Origin of the sequence: Georgenia sp. Z1491, assembly GCF_049856175.1 — a bacterium.
Lineage (GTDB): Bacteria > Actinomycetota > Actinomycetes > Actinomycetales > Actinomycetaceae > JB111.
In genome coordinates, this window is the sequence record NZ_JBNDNA010000010.1 from 1 (window position 1) to 17431 (window position 17431).

The 17431-nt window shown below is 74.6% G+C and carries 15 protein-coding genes; 6 read left to right on the forward strand and 9 right to left on the reverse strand.

Translation table 11 applies throughout. The features are described from left to right. The 3 genes from ACPYO4_RS10995 to ACPYO4_RS11005 form a co-directional block, all read right to left on the reverse strand. Positions 1-1479, reverse strand: coding sequence for a CAP domain-containing protein (locus tag ACPYO4_RS10995; protein ID WP_425709281.1), 1479 nt, complete (start codon positions 1477-1479; stop codon positions 1-3). Between the two features lie 249 nt (positions 1480-1728). Next, complete coding sequence (locus ACPYO4_RS11000) at positions 1729-2625, reverse strand: dihydrodipicolinate synthase family protein (protein ID WP_425709419.1); 897 nt, start codon at positions 2623-2625, stop codon at positions 1729-1731. 93 nt (positions 2626-2718) lie between these two features. Beyond that, positions 2719-4230 (reverse strand): CHAD domain-containing protein, encoded by a 1512-nt coding sequence (locus ACPYO4_RS11005; protein ID WP_425709284.1) that lies wholly within the window; start codon positions 4228-4230, stop codon positions 2719-2721. A 216-nt stretch (positions 4231-4446) separates the two neighbouring features. Here ACPYO4_RS11005 and ACPYO4_RS11010 point away from each other — a divergent pair, with 216 nt between their 5' ends. Continuing rightward, positions 4447-5292 carry a hypothetical protein gene (locus ACPYO4_RS11010; RefSeq protein ID WP_425709285.1) on the forward strand — a complete coding sequence of 282 codons (846 nt, stop codon included), beginning with the start codon at positions 4447-4449 and terminating at the stop codon, positions 5290-5292. A 71-nt stretch (positions 5293-5363) separates the two neighbouring features. On the opposite strand, the gene ACPYO4_RS11015 is transcribed toward ACPYO4_RS11010, so the two are convergent. The 4 genes from ACPYO4_RS11015 to ACPYO4_RS11030 all read right to left on the reverse strand — a co-directional run bounded on the left by ACPYO4_RS11015 (position 5364) and on the right by ACPYO4_RS11030 (position 9258). Beyond that, complete coding sequence (locus ACPYO4_RS11015; protein ID WP_425709286.1) at positions 5364-5963, reverse strand: response regulator; 600 nt, start codon at positions 5961-5963, stop codon at positions 5364-5366. Between the two features lie 53 nt (positions 5964-6016). Next, a complete protein-coding gene (locus tag ACPYO4_RS11020; RefSeq protein ID WP_425709287.1) occupies positions 6017-7372 on the reverse strand; it encodes a sensor histidine kinase in 1356 nt (451 codons plus the stop codon). A gap of 5 nt (positions 7373-7377) precedes the next feature. Next, complete coding sequence (locus tag ACPYO4_RS11025) at positions 7378-8577, reverse strand: DUF418 domain-containing protein (RefSeq protein WP_425709288.1); 1200 nt, start codon at positions 8575-8577, stop codon at positions 7378-7380. Between the two features lie 123 nt (positions 8578-8700). Beyond that, complete coding sequence (locus ACPYO4_RS11030; protein ID WP_425709289.1) at positions 8701-9258, reverse strand: Uma2 family endonuclease; 558 nt, start codon at positions 9256-9258, stop codon at positions 8701-8703. A 208-nt stretch (positions 9259-9466) separates the two neighbouring features. Between ACPYO4_RS11030 and ACPYO4_RS11035 the strand changes: the two genes are divergently transcribed. The 4 genes from ACPYO4_RS11035 (at position 9467) to ACPYO4_RS11050 (ending at position 12790) form a co-directional block, all read left to right on the forward strand. Next, positions 9467-10063, forward strand: coding sequence for a phosphoribosylanthranilate isomerase (locus tag ACPYO4_RS11035; RefSeq protein WP_425709290.1), 597 nt, complete (start codon positions 9467-9469; stop codon positions 10061-10063). 119 nt (positions 10064-10182) lie between these two features. Continuing rightward, on the forward strand, positions 10183-10554 hold the full coding sequence (locus ACPYO4_RS11040; RefSeq protein ID WP_425709291.1) for a YciI family protein: 372 nt from the start codon (positions 10183-10185) through the stop codon (positions 10552-10554). Further along, a complete protein-coding gene (locus ACPYO4_RS11045) occupies positions 10542-11801 on the forward strand; it encodes an RNA polymerase sigma factor (protein ID WP_425709292.1) in 1260 nt (419 codons plus the stop codon). The genes ACPYO4_RS11040 and ACPYO4_RS11045 overlap by 13 nt, the downstream gene beginning before the upstream one ends. 224 nt (positions 11802-12025) lie before the next feature. Then, the gene (locus ACPYO4_RS11050) at positions 12026-12790 is read left to right on the forward strand and encodes a hypothetical protein (protein ID WP_425709293.1); all 765 of its coding nucleotides are present in this window, start codon (positions 12026-12028) and stop codon (positions 12788-12790) included. 153 nt (positions 12791-12943) lie between these two features. Here the strand turns inward: ACPYO4_RS11050 and ACPYO4_RS11055 are convergent, their stop codons facing one another. Both ACPYO4_RS11055 and ACPYO4_RS11060 read right to left on the reverse strand, forming a co-directional pair. After that, positions 12944-14653 carry a hypothetical protein gene (locus tag ACPYO4_RS11055; protein ID WP_425709294.1) on the reverse strand — a complete coding sequence of 570 codons (1710 nt, stop codon included), beginning with the start codon at positions 14651-14653 and terminating at the stop codon, positions 12944-12946. 82 nt (positions 14654-14735) lie between these two features. Then, positions 14736-16388, reverse strand: coding sequence for a hypothetical protein (locus tag ACPYO4_RS11060; RefSeq protein ID WP_425709295.1), 1653 nt, complete (start codon positions 16386-16388; stop codon positions 14736-14738). Positions 16389-16628: 240 nt separating this feature from the next. Here ACPYO4_RS11060 and ACPYO4_RS11065 point away from each other — a divergent pair, with 240 nt between their 5' ends. Beyond that, entirely contained in the window at positions 16629-17369 is a 741-nt protein-coding gene (locus ACPYO4_RS11065; RefSeq protein ID WP_425709296.1) for a DUF1345 domain-containing protein, read from the forward strand. Positions 17370-17431 lie beyond the last annotated feature (62 nt).

Below are 17431 nucleotides of genomic sequence, written 5' to 3' on the forward strand. Positions count from 1 at the left end.
TCAGCGGGTCTGCTCGATGCGGACGACCCCGAGGCTGTCCGCGCCGTCGCCGTCCCAGTCGCCGAACGCGGCGACGTCGCCGTCGCGCCCGTAGCGGGTCTCGATCACCTCGGCGTCGGAGGCCATCTCGTTCGTCACGAAGAAGTCGGCGCCACGCTGGAGGGCGAGGCTGTCCGCGCCGTCGCCGTCCCAGTCGCCCACGAGGACGAGGTCACCGTCGCGGCCGAGCGAGATCTCGCCGTCCACGCCTGCGCCGGTCGGATCGTTCGTCCAGATGACGTCGGAGCCGCGTCGGATGCCGAACGTGTCCGTGCCGTCGCCGTCGAAGTCGCCCACGAGGAGCGTGTCCCCGTCGGCACCGAAGGCGGCGAGCTCGATCTCGCCCGGGTTCTCGAGGTCGTTGATGATCTGCAGGACGTTGCCGTCACGGACCGCGAACGTGTCCGTGCCGTCGCCGTCGAAGTCGCCCTGGACGATCTCGTCGCCCGGCTCCCCGAGCCGGACGACCTGCTCGGCGGGTCCGGTGCCGAGGGTGTTCGTCAGGTGGATCTCGTTCCCGCGGCGCACGGCGATCGAGTCGGACCCGTCGCCGTCCCAGTCGCCGACGAAGATCTCGTCGCCCTCGACGCCGTAGAGGAAGCTGTGCGCGGCGTCGCCGGCGAGCTCGTCCGAGAGCAGGAAGCGCGGCGTGCCGGGCAGCTGCTCGGGTTCGGGCTCGGGGGCCGGCTCCGGCTCGGTGCGCGCGGCGTCGCGGGAGGCGGCGTCCGCCTCGCGCGCGGCATCGGTGTCCGGGGCCACCTGGTCGTTCTGCGCCTCGGTCTCGTCCTGCGGCTGTGCCTCGGGCTGGGGCGCGGTCTCGGGCTCCGGGGCCGGCTCCGCGGGCGCGGGCTCGGCCGGCGCGGGGGTCGAGCCGCCGGGGCCGCCGCCCGGGTAGGTGGCGAAGTTCTGGGTGGCGAACACGCGTCCGTCCCCCGAGACCGCCACGCCGACGCCGAAGTGCGTGTAGGACCCCGTGAGCAGGATGTTGTTGTGCACCGGCGAGTTGCGCCACTGGCTCATGAAGTAGTCGGCCTGGTGGTCCGGGTAGATGCCCCAGGACAGGATCTCCGAGGTGCCGGTCGATCCGGCGGGCACGGCCGACCGGCCGTAGTCGCCGCGGTGGACCATCGAGCCGATGCTCGCCTGGTGGTTGGACCAGGACTGCGCGACCGAGTCGATGGACCCGGTGCGCGTGAGCTGGGACAGGCCGTTGGCGGCGCGGTAGGCGTTGGTCTGGGCGGCGATCGCGTTGGCGACCTGGTTCTGCCAGCCGGCGTCGGTGCGGATGACGGGGCTGACGGTGCGGACGCCCGAGGGCGCCTCGGCCGCCTGGGCGGTCGTGACGGTCGCGCTCGCGGCGGCGACGGTCAGGAGTGCGGTGGCGACCCGGGGGGCGAGGGTGCGGCGCCGGGCGTGGCGGCCGCGCGGGGGTGCAAACACGTCGGTCGGTTCTCCTCGTTATCGGAACGTGACCGCGTGAGACTAAGTCGTTACCATCGGTCACGTCGAGAACCTGTGTGACATCTCACCTCTTCCGGGCGGGGGCTCACCGAAGGCGTCAAGTTGCCTCCGCGCCGCCGCCCGGACAGCTGCACAAGCTCAGTGCCAACCCATGGTGACCGGAGCCCGATCGGTCCTGCCTCTGGGTGACGTCGTTCTCGTCTCGTGCGGAGGCCGCTTCCCGCGCTGCTACCGGCCGAGCCCGAGCCCGTCGACGACGTCGGCCACCCGCGCCCGTTGAGCGCGGGTGAGGGCCCGGATCGGCAGCGGTAGGCACCAGCCCGGGACGAGGCCGAGGTGCTGGGCGATCGCCGCGGAGACCCGGGCGCTCCCGCCGAGCTCGGGGAGGAGCTCCCAGAGCGGTGCGAGGCGTGCCGACTCCGCGGCCGCCTCCTCCGGACGCCCGGCCTGCACGGCCCTGGTGATCGTGAGCATCGGAGCGGGAAGCGTGCCTCCGACCGCGGTGTACCAGGCGTCGCACCCGGCAACGAGCCCGGCGGCCCCCAGGGCGTCGCCGGAGACCCCGACGGTGACGTGATCGGGGACGGCCGTGCGGATCGCGTCGACGTGCCGACGGGCCTGAGCGGGATCCGCGGGCACGCCGGGGATCTTGATCGACGCGATACCGGGTAGTGCGGCGACGCGGGCGTAGAGCTCGGTGGTGAAGGTGAACCGTGTGGTCGTGGGGTTGTCGTACACGACCACCGGCAGGTCCGTGTGCTCGGTGACGGTGCGGAACAGCTCGAGCACGTCGTCGTCGGTCAGCGGCTGGTACGTCATCGGCGCCAGCAGCACTCCTGCCGCACCCGCCTGCTCGGCGCTGTCGACGTGCGCGAGCACCTGCGAGGTGCGCAGCGCCCCCACCCCCACGAGCACCGGGACGTCCCGGGCGTGCGCGACGGCGAGCCGGGCCACCCGCGCCCGCTCCTCGGGGTCGAGGTAGGCGTAGGAGCCGGTAGAGCCGAGGGCGGTGATCGAGTCCACGCCCGCGTCGACGAGGCGCTCGACGAGTCCGGCGAACGCGGCCTCGTCGAGGTGGTCGTCCGCGAGCGGCGTGAGGGGGAAGGCGCTCAGGCCCGTGAACATGCTCGACTGCCTCTTCTCGTCGTCGTGGTGGTCGTGGTCGTGATCGCGGCCGGATGCCACGCCGGGCCGAGCTCGACCCGGCCGTCGGCCACGCTAGACCGTGGGTGACCCGGCCGTGAGGCGGGCGAGGCGCTTGCGGGCCCTGCGCAGCGCCCGCTCGCCGTGCTCGATCTCGCCCGTGAGCAGCAGCCCGTACGCGAACGTGTCCTCGCCCTTCTTCCGTGCCCTGCGCGCGCAGTCGAGGAGGTGCTCCTGCAGCATGACGGAGTCCCGGTGCGTGCCCAGGCGTTTCTGGACGGCGTGCGCCTCGGCCACGAGGTCGGACAGCTCGGGATCGAGCTCGGTACCGTTCTCGTCCTGCACGGCCACGACGGCGTAGCGCAGCCGCTTGGCCTCCTTGCGCACGTCGTGCAGGAGCTCGAGGCGCCGGTCGTCGTCCGTCTCCGCGTCCGCCTGCTCGACCAGGTCGGTGATGACGTCGACCTGCGCCCGACCGAGCCCCGCCAGCGTGCTCGTCACCGCCCCCTGCGCCGCGTCGTCCGGGGAGGCGTCCCGCCGCGCGGGGACCTCGCGCGCGAACCGCTCGATCCGCTCGAGGTCGGCCCAGTGTGCGGGTCCGGCCATCGCCGAGAGAAGCGCGCGATGCGCCTTGTCATAGTTGGCCGCGCGGGTCCGGCGCAGCCGCCGCCGTGCCTTGCGGGGGACCAGGTCCGCCACGGCACCCTCCGCTCCTCCGGGCAGGTCGGCGAGCCGGGCGTCGAGCGACTCGCGCAGCACCTCCGCGTCGCGGGCGGACGCGAGCGCCCGGCCGAGGCCCTTGAGGATGGCCGAGACCTCCTTCGCGGCCCCCGGCTCGAGCAGCGGTGCGTAGACCTGGACGATCGAGCGCAGCGTCCGAGCGGCGACCCGCATGCGATGGACGGAGTCCGGCACGTCGCACCGCACGAACGGGTCCCAGCCGACGAGGATCGACACCTGGGCGGACAGCGCAGTCGACAGGGTCGCGGCCAGGTCGCCGGTCCGCCCCCCGGCCGCGGCCCCGTGCCGGACGGGCCGACCCCCGGCGGCCTGGATCTCGTCGTCGAGCGCCTCGAGCAGCTCGGCGTCGTCCGACGTCACCGACCACTCGCGGGACGACGTCGTCGTCGTGCCCTGCGTGGCGCTCCCGACCACGTCGTCGTCGAACGTCGCGAGGACCCGTCCGCCGGGGTCGAGGACGTCGACCGGTGAGCGTCGCACGGCGCGTGCCGCGACGACGTCCACCTCGCGCCCGCGCAGCAGCGCCTGCAGTGCGTCGGTGACCTCGTCGGTGACCTCCCCGTCCTGGTCCGGGTCGACCAGCACGAGGTGCCCCCCGCGGTGCGGGACCTCGACGGCGAGCGTCGTGGCGCCGTCGAAGGTCCGGCGCAGCGCCGCCCCGTGCGTCGCCAGGACCCCGTCCTCACCCGCCAGGGTCCCGTCGGGCGTGTCGAGGAGCTCCTCGTGGACGAGGACCGTCGGGCCCGCGCGCAGCCGGTCCACCCCTGGTACGCGAGGCCGCGCCGGGAGCGGGGTGTCCTCCGCGACGTCGTACCGCCTGATCCGTCCCGCGATCGTCAGGGCCATGGTCCAGGCTATGCGCCGCCCGGTCCGGTCGGTCCAGGTGCGGGGAGGAGGGCCACGCCTGGGCCCACGCGAGCGGCAGCATGCGGAAGTGCGGCAGGCACGGTGGATCCTGCGGGACGTGCTGGCAGGATCCCGCTAGCGTCGCCGTGAGGGCCCGCGGCGCGCGAGACGGCACCGCCGCCTGCGGTCGTTGCCGGCAGCGCTGACGGAGGACGGATGGCCAGGAGACGGACACCCCCGCCGGGCGACGCGCGCACGGGCGGCCACCTGCGCCTGGTCGGCGGGACCGACCTGGTGCCCCCGCCCGAGCTGTCCGTGCGCGGCCCGTACGGGCTGCCCACGGTGCTGCTCGGTCCCGGCCTGCCCGAGCTCCTCGACGACGTCGCGCTGCCGGACGAGGCCCGGACCTGGCCGAGCCCCGAGGAGGAGGCGGCGCTGCTCACCACCTCGAGGGCGGTCCGGTGGGCGCGGCAGCTGCTCGACCTGCTGGGGCAGGGCCGGCCGACCACGCGGACCGGGGCACTGCGACGTGGCGACACCGAGGAGGCCGCCGAGCTGCTCGGCATCAGGACGTGGAACGAACCCAGGAGCTCGATGTGGGACGTCCTCGAGCTGTCGGTCGTGTGGTCGGCGCTCGTGGGCTCGGGCGCCGTCACACTCGCCGCCACCCGCGCCCGCCCCGGCCTGCCGGTCCTCGTCCGTGGCCCCTCGATCGACGAGACGGTGCGCCGCTCCCGACTCTTCCACTCCAACGTCCTCGGTGCCTTCTTCGCCTGGCAGACCGACCCCGGGCGCGCGGCGGCCGCTCCGTCGACCGCCGTCACCCTCCTCGCGGCGGCCGGGCCGGACGGCCTGAGCGTGCCCGAGCCGCGCAGGACGACCGAGCCGAGCGACGACTGGTTCGTGTGGCTCGACCTGCTCGCGCTCGCCCGCCTCGACGTCGTCGAGCGCACGGGTGACGTCTTCCGACTGCCGCGCGCGCTCGTCCCCGCGGTGGCCGTGACCGCCGAGCGGCTCGCCGACCCGACCGGATCTCCGCTGCCGCTCGGCCGGCGGCCCTGAGCGCTGCGGCTGGGTCGGCCTGCCGGGTCTCGACGCGGGAGTGCGCCGGCGGGCGCGGGCGGCGCCACCGCTCAGAGCAGGCCGCGCCGGTAGCCCGCAGCAACGGCCGCCGCCCGGTCCGGCACCTCGAGCTTGGCGAGGATGTTCTGCACGTGCGTCTTGACGGTGGCCTCGCCGATGAACAGCGCGCGCCCGACGTCCCGGTTCGTCCGCCCCTCGGCGATCAGGGCGAGCACCTCGCTCTCGCGGGCCGAGAGCAGGGGCGGGCGCTCGGCCGCGCCGGTCCGGCCGATGACCGAGGGCGCGAGGACGGCCCGGCCGCGGACGACCTCGTGGATCGCGGCGACGATCTCCGCGCGGCTCGCGTCCTTGAGGAGGTAGCCGCGGGCGCCGGCGGCGAGGGCGGGTGCGACGTCGTCGTCGGTGTCGTACGTGGTGAGGACGAGCACCTCGGTCCCCTCGTGGTGGGCACGGACGTCCCGGACGAGGGCGACGCCGCCGCGGCCGGGCATGCGCAGGTCGGTGACGACGACGTCGACCGCGTGCCGCCGCAGCAGCGCGAGCGCCTCCTCCGCGCTCGCCGCCACGGCGACGACGCTCAGGTCGGGGGCGGCGTCGAGCTGGGCCCGCAGTCCGTCGCGGACGACCGGGTGGTCGTCGACGAGGAGCACCCGGACACGGTCCTGACCGGGGCACCCGCCCGGTGTCCGGTCGCCCGGGTCGCTCATGGGCGCGCCCCCGTCGATGCATCGGGCCACTCGGCCGCGTCCGGCCGATTCGGTGACTTCCGCGCGTCCGGTGCTGCGGGCACCGTGACGGTGATGACGGTGCCCTCGCCGGGCGTCGAGTCCACCGTCATCGTGCCCCCGGCGGTCTCGGCCCGGCCGCGCATGAACGCCAGTCCCTGGCCGGATCCCGAGCCGGAGCCGGGGCCGGTGACGTTGCCCGCGCCGGCCCCGCCGTCGGATCCCACGCCCGAGCCGGAGCCTCCGTCGTCGTCCGGTGCGGGCGTGGTGCCGGTGCCGTCGTCGGCGACGTCGAGCGCGACGGCGTCGTCGAGGTAGGACAGCGTGACCCGGACCTCGGTGGCCCGGGCGTGACGCACCACGTTGCTCAGCGCCTCGCGCGCGCTGCGGACGAGGACGTCCTCAACGTCGGCGGCCACCTCCCGCTCCTCGCCGGTGACGATCATCGTGACCGGCAGCCCGTGGGTCCGCTGCACCCGCGCTGCGGACTCGGCCAGGGCGGCCGGCAGTGCCTGATGGGCCAGCGGCCCGGGTCGCAGCGCCCGCACCGAGCGACGGGCCTCGGCCAGGCCGTCCCGCGCGAGCGTGACGCTGGTCCGGACGCGCCCGCGGGCCGGGTGGTCCTCACCGAGCTCCGCGTCGAGGGCCTCGAGCTGGGCGACGACGCCGGCGAGCCCCGCGGCGAGCGTGTCGTGGATCTCGCCCGCCAGGCGGGCCCGCTCACTGGCCACCCCGGAGGACCGGGCCTCCGTGAGGAGCCGGCCCTGCAGCGAGCGGTTCTCCTCGACGCTGCGGGCGAGGTCGTCGTTGGCCGCGGCCAGCGCGGTCACCGCGGCGCGTCGGCGGGCGGACTCGTGCTCGACGGTGCGGATCGACCAGCCGGCCAGACCGGCGACGAGGCCCGCGGCGAGCGTGACGACGGTGTTCTCCACGGTCGGGGTGACGTCGCCGGGTCCGGCGATGACGACCCCGGACGTGAGCGCGACCCCGACGTACGCCCAGCGGCCCGGCAGCGCGTCGAACGCGAGCGGGAAGCACACGACGTAGAGCGGGAAGAAGTTGAACGACTGGTGGAGCAGGACCGCGCACAGCGCGACCAGCCCCACGTAGTAGACGGCGGACGGGAGGAGGCGGGTGCCGAGGATTCCCGGGCGGAGGGAGAACCACCCGGTGTGCCAGGCCATCAGCGCCACGCTCCCGCCGACGAGCACGGGCAGGTCGGCCCGGCCGGTGCCGTCGGCCAGGAGCGTGAGTACCGCCGAGGCGACGAGGAGGACGTAGGGCAGCAGGATCCAGACCCGATCGGTCCAGCTGCTGCGCGGTGCGTCCGCCATGACGGTCACCGTACGGCGGACCGCGTCGGCTGCGAAGGGACGCCGTACGTGAGCCGGCGCAGCAGCGCCTCGGCAGGACCGCGTCGACCCCGCCGGGCGAGGGCGTCAGCGCCCAGCACGGTGAGCAGCCACGCGAGCAGGGCGAGCCCACTCGCCGCGGCGGTACCGAGGTCGCCCCCGAGCCCGAGCGTCCATGCCGGCAGCAGCGCGACGAAGATGACGGACTGGGCGAGGTAGCAGCTCAGCGAGCGCTCGCCCGTGGCCCGCAGCGCATCGATCACGCGCCTGCCCGCGCCGCCGTCGCGGTCCCTGCCCAGACGGCGGGCGAGCAGCGTGACCGCCGCCGCGTACCCGAGCCCGGCGAGGACGCCGGTGAGGATGTGCAGCCACGACCAGCCGACGAGGGCGATGTCCCCCGGGGTCCACACCCGGGCGGTCGCCAGCGCCGTGCCGACCCCGCCGAGCAGCCCGACCGTGATGCCGACGCCGGCCGTGCGGCGCAGCAGAGCCAGGTGCGCCCCGGGGCGTTCGAGGATCCGGCGCCGGCCCGCCCAGACACCGACGAGCATCGGCGCACCGACGGTGAGCAGGCCGACCGGACCCATCAGCCACTCGACCGGGCGCCACACGAGCGCCTCGATCGGGTCGCCGATGGCGAACGACCACATGTGGCCGCGCTGGGTCGTCACGGCCCCGTCGGCGTAGACGAGTCCCTGGATCGCGGAGGCGACCACGAGCCAGACCACGGCCGCGCGCAGCAGCGCCCGGTCCGAGATCTGCAGGACCCCGGCGAGGACGAGACCGAGAAGCCCGTACCAGCCGAGGATGTCCCCCGAGAACCCGAGGAGGGCGTGGCCGGCGCCGAACGCGACGAGCCAGAGCGAGCGGCGGCGCAGCAGGCGCCGCACGTCGTCCTCGCCGAGCCCGCGGTCGCGCTGCCGGTCGGCGATCCGCACGAGCCCGTAGCCGAACAGCGCGGCGAAGAGCGGGTAGGCGCGGGCGTCGACGGCCAGGGCGACGACGAGGGTGACGGCGCGGTCGAGCACGCCGTCCTCGACGATGTGCTGGCGTAGCCCGTAGGGGCGGTCGTGCAGGTAAATCGCCACGTTGGCGACCGCGATGAGGGCGAGCATGAGACCGCGGGCGAGATCGGGAGCGAGCGCGCGGGCCGGTCCCGGGTCCGTGGTGGTGGTTGATCGGTCCATGCTGTCGACGCTATGGACGCGGACGCACGGCCGGATCAGCCGATCGGCGGAGGGGGCGCGGGACCGCGGCACGGGCGCACGACGCCCGCGATGGCGCAACCTCGCCAGGATCGAGTCCGGCGGTCAGTCGGGCGGGCGGACGAGCTCGGCCGGCACGACGTCGATGTCGAACGGCGCGGTGAGGTGGGCGGCCGCGGCGCCGCTCGCACTCGCGACCTCCACGTACCGGCCGTCGACGAGGTCGAGGGCGAGGATGCCCGGCTCCTGCGGGTCCACGATCCAGTACGACTCGACGCCCGACTCCTCGTACTTCGAGCGCTTGAGCACCTGGTCCTTGCGGCGTGTCGACGGCGAGAGCACCTCGACGGCCAGCCGCAGCGGCGTCGTCACGTTCGCCGGGCCGGAGTCGCCGACCCCGATGACCAGCAGGTCCGGCTGCAGGGAGGTGCGGCGGTCCGGGCGCCAGTCGAACGGGGCGAGCAGCACCTCGCACCCGGGCGGACGGGCGGCGCTGAGCAGGAGGTGCAGGTTGCCGATGGCGCGCTGGTGGGCGAGGACCGGCGCCGGGGTCACGAGGAGGATCCCGTCGAGCAGCTCGTACTGCAGGCCGTCGTCGGGGATCCGGTCGAGGTCGTCGACCGTCCACCCGTCCGTGCGCGGCATCACCGTCATGACGCTCATGGTCCTCCACCTCCGCCGTCGTGTCACTGCCCGTCATGCCACGAGCGTGGCCCGGCGGCCGAGGGTGCGTCCGTGCGCGTCCACAGGTCGCGCGGCAGGGTGGGCCGGCACGGGCCTGTGGGCACAATGGCGTCCGGCCCGCCCCGGGTCCTGCGGGGCCCGGACCGGGAGGAGCTGCGGCGTCGTCGTGCCGAGGGAGGGAGAGCCGGTGTTCGTCAAGATCTGCGGGATGCGCACGGTCGAGGACGTGCGGGAGGCCCGCGGCGCCGGCGCCGACGCGGTCGGCATCGTCGTCAGCTCGACGAGCGTCCGCGCCGTGCCGCCCGAGGACATCCCCGGGCTCGTCCGCGCAGCGGGGGGCACGACCACCGTTCTCGTCGTCCACGACCTGCCGGTCGACGACGCCGTGGCTCTCGCGCGGGACGTCGGCGTCGACGTCCTCCAGCTCCACGGGTACGGCGAGGCCGACAACCTGCGCGGTGCCGCGACCTTCCCGCGCGTGTGGCGGGCCACCTCCGGGGCCGACGGATCGACCGAGGTCCGGGCGCACGACGAGGAGGTCCTCCTCCTGGACTCGGCGACCCCGGGATCCGGGGACACGTGGGACGTCGAGGAGCTGACCTCCCCGCACGGCCGGTGGATGCTCGCCGGCGGGCTCACGCCGGACAACGTGGCCGAGATGATCTCCCGTGTCCACCCGTGGGGCGTCGACGTCTCCAGCGGCGTCGAGGTCACTCGCGGCGTCAAGGACCCCGCGCTCATCCACCGGTTCGTCGCCGCCGCGCGCAGCGTGCACGACCGGTAGTCCCCCCCACGGCGTCGGGCCGGATCGACCGGGGTGACGATCCGGGCCCCGGCCGATCGTCATCACTGTGCGCGACCATCCTGGTTGCGTGAGACTGACGACGACGGACGGAGACGATCATGCGATTCGCACTGCTGCTGCACAACGGAGAGCCGGACCCGGGGCAGGTGTCGGACGAGGACATGGCGGACATGCAGCGCCTGTTCGGCGAGTACGCCGACGCGCTGACGCGGGCCGGCGTGCTCGTCGGCGCCGACATCCTCACCGCGCCCGGGGACGCGCGCACCGTCACGCGGCGGACGGGGGAGACACAGGTCCAGGACGGGCCGTTCGCCGAGACGAAGGAGGCGCTCGCCGGCGTGTTCGTCGTCGACGTGCCCGACGCGGACGCCGCACTGGCGTGGGCCGAGCGCTGCCCCGCCAGCTCCTACGGGACGATCGAGGTCCGCCCGGCCGCGACGTCGATCGTCGACGGGACATGGACCGCCTGAGCGCCGGCACCACCCAGGACGCGCGCGAGGTCGCGCACGACGCCGCGGCGCGCGCGGCCCGGGACGCCTACGGTCGGGTGGTCGCTCTGCTCGCCGCCGCCGACGGGGACCTCCAGGCCGCCCAGGACGCCGTCGGCGACGCCCTCGAGCGTGCCCTGCGCGCGTGGCCCGAGGGCGGGGTCCCGGACGACCCGGCAGCCTGGCTGCTCACCGTGGCCCGGAACCGGGCGCGCGACCGTTGGCGATCGGCCGAGACCCGCCTGACCGGCCCCCTCGACGACGACGTGGCGCGCCGCCTCGGCGTCGTCGAGGAGGTCGACCCCGACGCGGTCGGCGACCGGCGCCTGGAGCTCATGCTCGCGTGCGCGCACCCGGACATCGACCGGGCGGTTCGCACCCCCCTCATGCTCGACGTCGTCCTGGGGTTCACCGCCGCCCAGGTGGGCCGGGCGTTCGTGGTCCCGGGCCGGACCATGGCCACGCGGCTGACGCGGGCGAAGCGACGGCTCAAGGCCGCCGGCGTCCCGTTCGAGGTCCCCGACCGGCACGCCCTGCCCGAACGGATGGCCGCCGTGCTCGAGGCCGTGTACGGCGCCTACGTCATCGAGTGGTCCACCGGCGAGGAGCCGAGCAGGCTGCCGCCGGAGGCCCGGTACCTCGCCGAGATCGTCGCCGAGCTGGCCCCGACCGATCCCGAGGCGCGCGGGCTCGCCGCTCTCGTCCTGCTCTCCGCCGCGCGCGCGGGAGCGGGCAGCGGACCGGACGGTGAGTACGTCCCCCTCGATCAGCAGGACCCCGGGCGTTGGGACCGTTCGCTCATCGAGCGCGCGCACGAGCACCTGCGGGCCGCCCACGCACGCGGCGTCGTCGGACGGTTCCAGCTCGAGGCGGCGATCCAGGCGGTCCACTGCGCGCGCACACCGGGCGCGGCGACCGACTGGCCGACGCTCCGACGTCTGCACCGCGCGCTCGACGAGGTCGCACCGTCGCTCGGCGGGACGACGGCGTACGCCGCCGTGCTCGGCACGACGGACGGACCGGACGCGGGACTCGCCGTGCTCGAGCGGATCGCCGACCGGGCCGGCGGGTTCCAGCCCGCCTGGGTCGTGCGTGCCCACCTGCTCCGGCTGGCCGGCCGCACCGACGAGGCCGTGGTCGCGTACGAGCGGGCGATCGCGCTCACGCACGCGCCCGCGGAACGCCGCCACCTCCAGCGCCGCCTCGCCACGGCGACAACCTCGGACTGATCCCCTCCCTTCGCCGAGATCGCGTGCGACCTCGTGCGACAGACGGCGGGACTCCTCAGGTGCTCCCTGGGGGCAGGTCCGGGGACACCTGTCCCCATCCGCTCCGGCCGTCCGTACCCGACGGCAGCTAGCGTGTCGGCCCCGGCCGCCGAGCATCGGCGGCCCGACGGGGGAGGAGATCGAACGTGCGAGTGGAGCTGCAGCCGCGACATCGGTGGATCGGCATGATCGTCTTCGGGGTGATCTTCACGCTCCTGGGTCTGGTCGCGGCCGTCGCGGCGCTGGTGGTGATGAGCGAGACGAGTGATCGGCTCGCCGTCGGATTCATCGCCGTGCTGTTCCTCGTCGTGGGCGTGACCGCACTCGCCTTCGCGCCGCGCGCCAGGCGCGAGATGGGGGCCAAGGGTGCCGGCGACCTCAGGCCGGCGGCCCCGGACCCGGTCGTCCAGGAGCCCGACACGCCGTGGCCGCTCGCCGCGGTCGCTGCCGCGCTGGCCCACGAGCTGCGGGACACCCCGTACGTCGTCGCCCACAACGACGAGGTGATCCACGTGCGCTGGGAACTGCAGGACCGGTCCTGGTGGGTGCTCGCCCAGCGGAACGGGACGAACCGCGTCTTCGAGACCCGCCTGGTCATGGCCGGTCCTGGCAAGGTCACGCGTTCCGACCACTACTACGCCCTCGACTGGCAGGCGGGCGCGCCGGTCGTCGGCGCGCTCAGGGGCAGCAGCGGCGGCGGCCGGGTCTGGCGCTTCGAGAAGCGTGTCGAGCTCGGGACGAGCACCGACGGCGCGCCGACGCCCGTGGACTACACGTTGAACACCGCCGACCTCAACACCCCGCTGCAGGCGGTCCTCGACCGCGCAGGATGGACCAAGCCGAAGCTGGGTGCCGAGGCCAAGGGTGCACTCATCGTCGGCCTGATCGGCGCCTCCGCCGTCGTCATCGTGCCGATCGTGTTCCTCGTCCAGTGGTTGACGGGTCGGTAACCACCTCTGGCCGGTTCGGCGAGCGAGCGGTTCCGCGCCGTCGGGCCCACGCCTGCGGGCACGGCACGGCCGCCGGGCCCGCCCCGGTGGTGTGGATCCCCACCGGGGCTGGCCCGACGCCGTGCGCCGCGCTCGGACGCGAGGGCTGTCGGGTCAGACCTGCCCGAGCCTCCGCATCAGCAGCCCGACGACGATGAGCGCACCGGCGAGCCCGGTCAGCAGGAGCGTCGCTCCGGCGCCGGTCTCCGGCAGCTCGTGCACCGGCGCACCGGCGTCCGTAGGCCCAGGAGCCCCGGCGGGGGCGGGAGCCTGCGGCGCACCGAGCTCGACGACGACGGGCGTGGTGCCGTCGACACCCGGGTCAGTGCCCGGGTCCGTGCCCGGAACCGTCGGGTCCACCGGGTCGGTCGGGTCCACCGGGTCAGTGGGGTCCACCGGGTCAGTGGGGTCCACCGGGTCGGTCGGGTCCACCGGGTCGGTCGGGTCCACCGGCTCAGGCGTCGTGCCCTCGTCGACGATCTCGGTGTCGCCGATGATCGTCACGGTCGGGTCGCCGAGGTCGATCGGCACAGTGACCGGCAGCGTGATGACGTTCCCGGCCAGGATGTCCTCGAGCAGCGATCCGGTGGAGCCCTGCTCGGACGGCGTGGTCACGTCCACCTCGGAGACCGGGGCGGCCGGCGCAGCCGGGGCCTCGGTCCTATCGACGGTCGTGTCACCGATCAGCGTCAGCGTGATGTCGCCGACGTCGACGGGGATGGTCACCGGTGCGGTGACCGTGTTGTCCGCGGCCACGTCCTCGGCGACGCCGTCGCCGAGGAGGTCGCCCAGGAGGCCACCGTCGAGCAGTCCGTCCGAGCCGTCCGTCGGGGCGGTACCGGTCGCTGCGTCGGCCGTGTTCACCGTGGTGGTCGAGGTGGGTGCCTCGGTGGGTGCGGCGTCCTGGGTGGAGTCGATCGTCGTGTCGCCGAGGACGCTGGCGGTGATGTCGCCGACGTCGACGGGGATGGTCACCGGTGCGGTGACCGTGTTGTCCGCGACGACGTCCGTGACGGCCGCGTCGTCGGTCGAGCCCTGCCCGCCCGGGGCGTCCACGGTGGTGGTCGAGGTGGGTGCCTCGGTGGGTGCGGCGTCCTGGGTGGAGTCGATCGTCGTGTCGCCGAGGACGCTGGCGGTGATGTCGCCGACGTCGACGGGGATGGTCACCGGTGCGGTGACCGAGTTGTCCGCCGCCACGTCCTCGGCGACGCCGTCGCCGAGGAGCTCGTCGCCGACGATCTCCTCGACGATCCCGTCGTCACCGGTCGGCTCCTCGGGCGACGGAGCAGTGTCCTCGGCAACCGGGGCCGGGGACTCGGCGGGGGCGGACACCGAGGTCTGCGACGTCGGTGCCGCGACGGCCGTCTCGACGGCCATCGCCTCGTCGACATCGGTCGAGCCGCCGGCCGTGACTGTCGGGTCGCCGGCGGTGACCGGCGCCGTGATCGGCAGCGTGGCTGTGTTGTCCGCGACGACGTCGAGTGCGAGCGGCTCGTCCGGGTCGGCCGGCGGCGGCGAGGGATCGTCCGCGGGCGCCGGCGCAGTCGTGACGTCGACCGTCGAGGTCGGGGCCGGCTCGGGCGCCGGCACCTCCTGCGAGTCGACGTCCGTGTCGCCGAGGACGCTGGCGGTGATGTCGCCGACGTCGACGGGGATGGTCACCGGTGCGGTGACCGTGTTGTCGGCGACGACGTCCTCGACGAGGCCGTCGAGCGAGAGGTCGTCCGTCCGGCTGTCGTCGGCCTGGGCCGCTGCGGCCCCTGCGACGAGCAGCCCGCCCGAGAGCACCGTGGCTCTCAGCGCATGGCGAAGCAATGCATGCATGATGAGTCTCCTTGGGATCTGCCTGGGGTGCGCGGATGCGCGGGATGCGTCTGCCGGCACGCGTGTGCCGACCGGGCACCCCTCAGGCAGGGGAGACCGGGACCTCGTGGTCGACGTCGAGGAGGGCCCGATCGGCAGAGTCGCCGACGGCCCAGGTCAGGGCTGCGGTGTCGAGTACGAAGCGGCCCGCCGGCGCCGCGTCGGCGCCGCCGGCGCGGACCGGAGAGTCGGTGCCCTGCGTGAGGACCGCGAACGAGTGTCCGCCAGAGGCGGCGGCGTCGAGGAGGTGCGGGAGCTCCACCGTCTCCGTGGGCGACTCGTGGGTGTCCCGGTCGGCCGCGGCCCGCTCGGGGGTGATCTCGGTCGCGGTGACGGGAGCGTCCGAACGGGCGGGCTGGGGCGCGTCCGCGATGTCGGGGACGAGCGTGGCGGCCGCGGCGGCGGGCGCGTGGTGGTCGGCGCGGCTGGTCGTACCGACGCCAGGCTCGGCGGCCGGCTCCGCGGGGTCGGCCCCGGACGATCCGGGCTCCGCCGGCGCAGGTGGCACGACCGGTGGCGTGCCGGGCGGGTCGACGGCGGGTTCGTCGACCGTCGGAGCCGTCGGGCCCTCGAGGGAGGGAGCGAGCTCGCCGAGGTCGACGACCTCCTGGACGTCGACGGCAGGACGCACGGTCGACAGGACCTCGTCCACGGTCGGTGCGAGCGGCTCGAGGACAGGGTCGAGGGCCTGGGTGACCGGCGCGGCGACGTCGAGCACCGGCTCCACGACGTCGAGGACCGGTGCGGCGGCCCCGGTCACAGGCTGCACCACGTGGCCGACCGGCTCGAGGACGGGACGCAGCGAGTCGGTGAGCGGACCGGTGGTCTCGAGGACGGGGGTCACGACCTCGTCGACGACGGGGGGCAGGACCGCGTCCGTCACGGGGGTCACGGGCTCGACGACCTGTCCGACCACCTGGCCGAGGGGGGCGGTGAGCTCCTCGAGCGGAGCGGTCGCCTCCTCGAGCACGGCCGCCAGCGGGTCCGTCAGCAGGGCGAGCGGATCGGTGGTCCGGGTGGGGGACTCCGACGGCGGCTGCTCGGCCGGTGCCGGTGCGTCCGTGGCACCGGGCGCGTCGGCCGGGGGCGAGTCGGCCGGAGTCGGTGCCGGTGCCGGGGACTCGCTCGGTTCGGGTGCCTCGGTGGGGATGACCCCGTCGGTGGGCACGGAGTTCTCGGTCGGCACCGGTGCGTCGGTGGGGATGACCCCGTCGGCCGGTGCCGGATCCTCCGTGGTGGCGGGCGCTGCGGTCGGAACCTGTGCCTCGTCGGCCGACACGTCGGTCGCCGGAGGGATGACCGCCGGGTCCTCCGTCAGGACGGGCACCTCTGCGGTGCCCACGTCGTCGCCCGGCGCCCCCTCCTCGGTGCGCGCGGCGTCGTCGGCAGGTACGTCCTCGTCGTCCGGAGCGGCTCGGTCCGCATCCTCGACGTCCGGAGGCGTCGAGACGATCGGCTCGACCACGTGCTCGACGACCGGGTCGACGACGTGCTCGCCGAGACCGTCCAGCACGGATCCGAGGATCGAGTGCTGGTCGTCGACGGGCGTCGACGTGCCGTCCGCCGCAGCGGGCGAGGCCAGCGCGAAACCGAGCACGGCGAGCGCGCCGGTGCCGCCGATCGTCGTCAGGCCACGGGCTGCCCAGCGCGGCAGGCGTCCGCGCCTGCTCTGCACCTGGCCGTCGCCCGGTCCCATGGGCTCGCTCCCGTCGAGAACTATCGCCTGCGTCACAACCTATCGAGGTGTGTCGATCCTGCAACCCGAGCGCGCCCGGGACGGCCCGGTGAGGAGGCCGCGGCCCCTGGTTCGCCGACCGTCCCCGACGCCCACGTCGCGCGCCCCACCGCGGGGCCGGGTCCGTCGGCGCGGTCGGGCCTCGACCGTGGCGTCGCGTGACATCCTCGTGGCCGCACCGCCCACCGCACGAGGAGACCCATGGACCGGATCCCGCGGCTCGCGAGCGAGCTGTTCCGCGTCAACGTGGCGTCCGCCGTCGCGCTGGCCGTCACGATGGTGGCGTTCCTCCCGAGCATGTCGTCCCTGGTGAGGCGGCTCGACGAGTACGAGAGCGCGCGGGAATGGCTGCGGGTCTACTTCGGCGAGCTCACCGTGCCGATCGTCCTGGTGTTCTGGGTGATCTTCGCGATCGTCCACATCGTCCTCACCCACCGGGCGTTCTCCCGCATGACGCCGATCGACCTGCGGCGGGTCGCCGCCGTGCAGGTGCGCTCGCGCGGCCGGTGGTGGCGAGCCATGGTCGGTGACGTGAGCGCGGAGTCCTGGACGGTGCAGGGCGCCCTCGTCGCTGCGGTCGGCGTCCTCGCGATCGCGCAGACCGACCAGTTCCGCTCCTCGACCTGGATGCTGCTGCTCGGGCTCGCCTCGGTCGCCGGCTCCTGGGCGCTCATGATCTACGCGTACGCCACCCGGTACATGCGCCTCGACGTCGGTCGCAGGGTCCTCGAGTTCGACCTGCTCTCGGAGCCCCGTTACCGCGACTACCTCACCCTGTCGGTGCTCACCTCGACGATGCAGGGTGCCGGCGTGCGCTGCCGCACGAGCGAGTCCTGGTCGGTCATGCGGACCCACTCGATGCTCGCGTTCGCGTTCAACACGGTCATCGTCGCCATGACCGTCAGCCTGCTCGTCGGCGGCCTCGGCAGTATCGGGATCTGACGGCGACCGTCCCGCGGGAACCGTCGGCCCCGACCGCCGTGAACATGGCGGTCACGGCCCGC

Excerpts from the sequence above, each read along its gene's own strand:
- ACPYO4_RS11000 (WP_425709419.1), bottom strand. The coding sequence starts at position 2,625 with ATGTTCACGGGCCTGAGCGCCTTCCCCCTCACGCCGCTCGCGGACGAC.
- ACPYO4_RS11005 (WP_425709284.1), bottom strand. The coding sequence starts at position 4,230 with ATGGCCCTGACGATCGCGGGACGGATCAGGCGGTACGACGTCGCGGAG.
- ACPYO4_RS11010 (WP_425709285.1), top strand. The coding sequence starts at position 4,447 with ATGGCCAGGAGACGGACACCCCCGCCGGGCGACGCGCGCACGGGCGGC.
- ACPYO4_RS11020 (WP_425709287.1), bottom strand. The coding sequence starts at position 7,372 with ATGGCGGACGCACCGCGCAGCAGCTGGACCGATCGGGTCTGGATCCTG.
- ACPYO4_RS11025 (WP_425709288.1), bottom strand. The coding sequence starts at position 8,577 with ATGGACCGATCAACCACCACCACGGACCCGGGACCGGCCCGCGCGCTC.
- ACPYO4_RS11030 (WP_425709289.1), bottom strand. The coding sequence starts at position 9,258 with ATGAGCGTCATGACGGTGATGCCGCGCACGGACGGGTGGACGGTCGAC.
- ACPYO4_RS11040 (WP_425709291.1), top strand. The coding sequence starts at position 10,183 with ATGCGATTCGCACTGCTGCTGCACAACGGAGAGCCGGACCCGGGGCAG.
- ACPYO4_RS11045 (WP_425709292.1), top strand. The coding sequence starts at position 10,542 with ATGGACCGCCTGAGCGCCGGCACCACCCAGGACGCGCGCGAGGTCGCG.
- ACPYO4_RS11050 (WP_425709293.1), top strand. The coding sequence starts at position 12,026 with ATGATCGTCTTCGGGGTGATCTTCACGCTCCTGGGTCTGGTCGCGGCC.
- ACPYO4_RS11055 (WP_425709294.1), bottom strand. The coding sequence starts at position 14,653 with ATGCATGCATTGCTTCGCCATGCGCTGAGAGCCACGGTGCTCTCGGGC.
- ACPYO4_RS11060 (WP_425709295.1), bottom strand. The coding sequence starts at position 16,388 with ATGGGACCGGGCGACGGCCAGGTGCAGAGCAGGCGCGGACGCCTGCCG.
- ACPYO4_RS11065 (WP_425709296.1), top strand. The coding sequence starts at position 16,629 with ATGGACCGGATCCCGCGGCTCGCGAGCGAGCTGTTCCGCGTCAACGTG.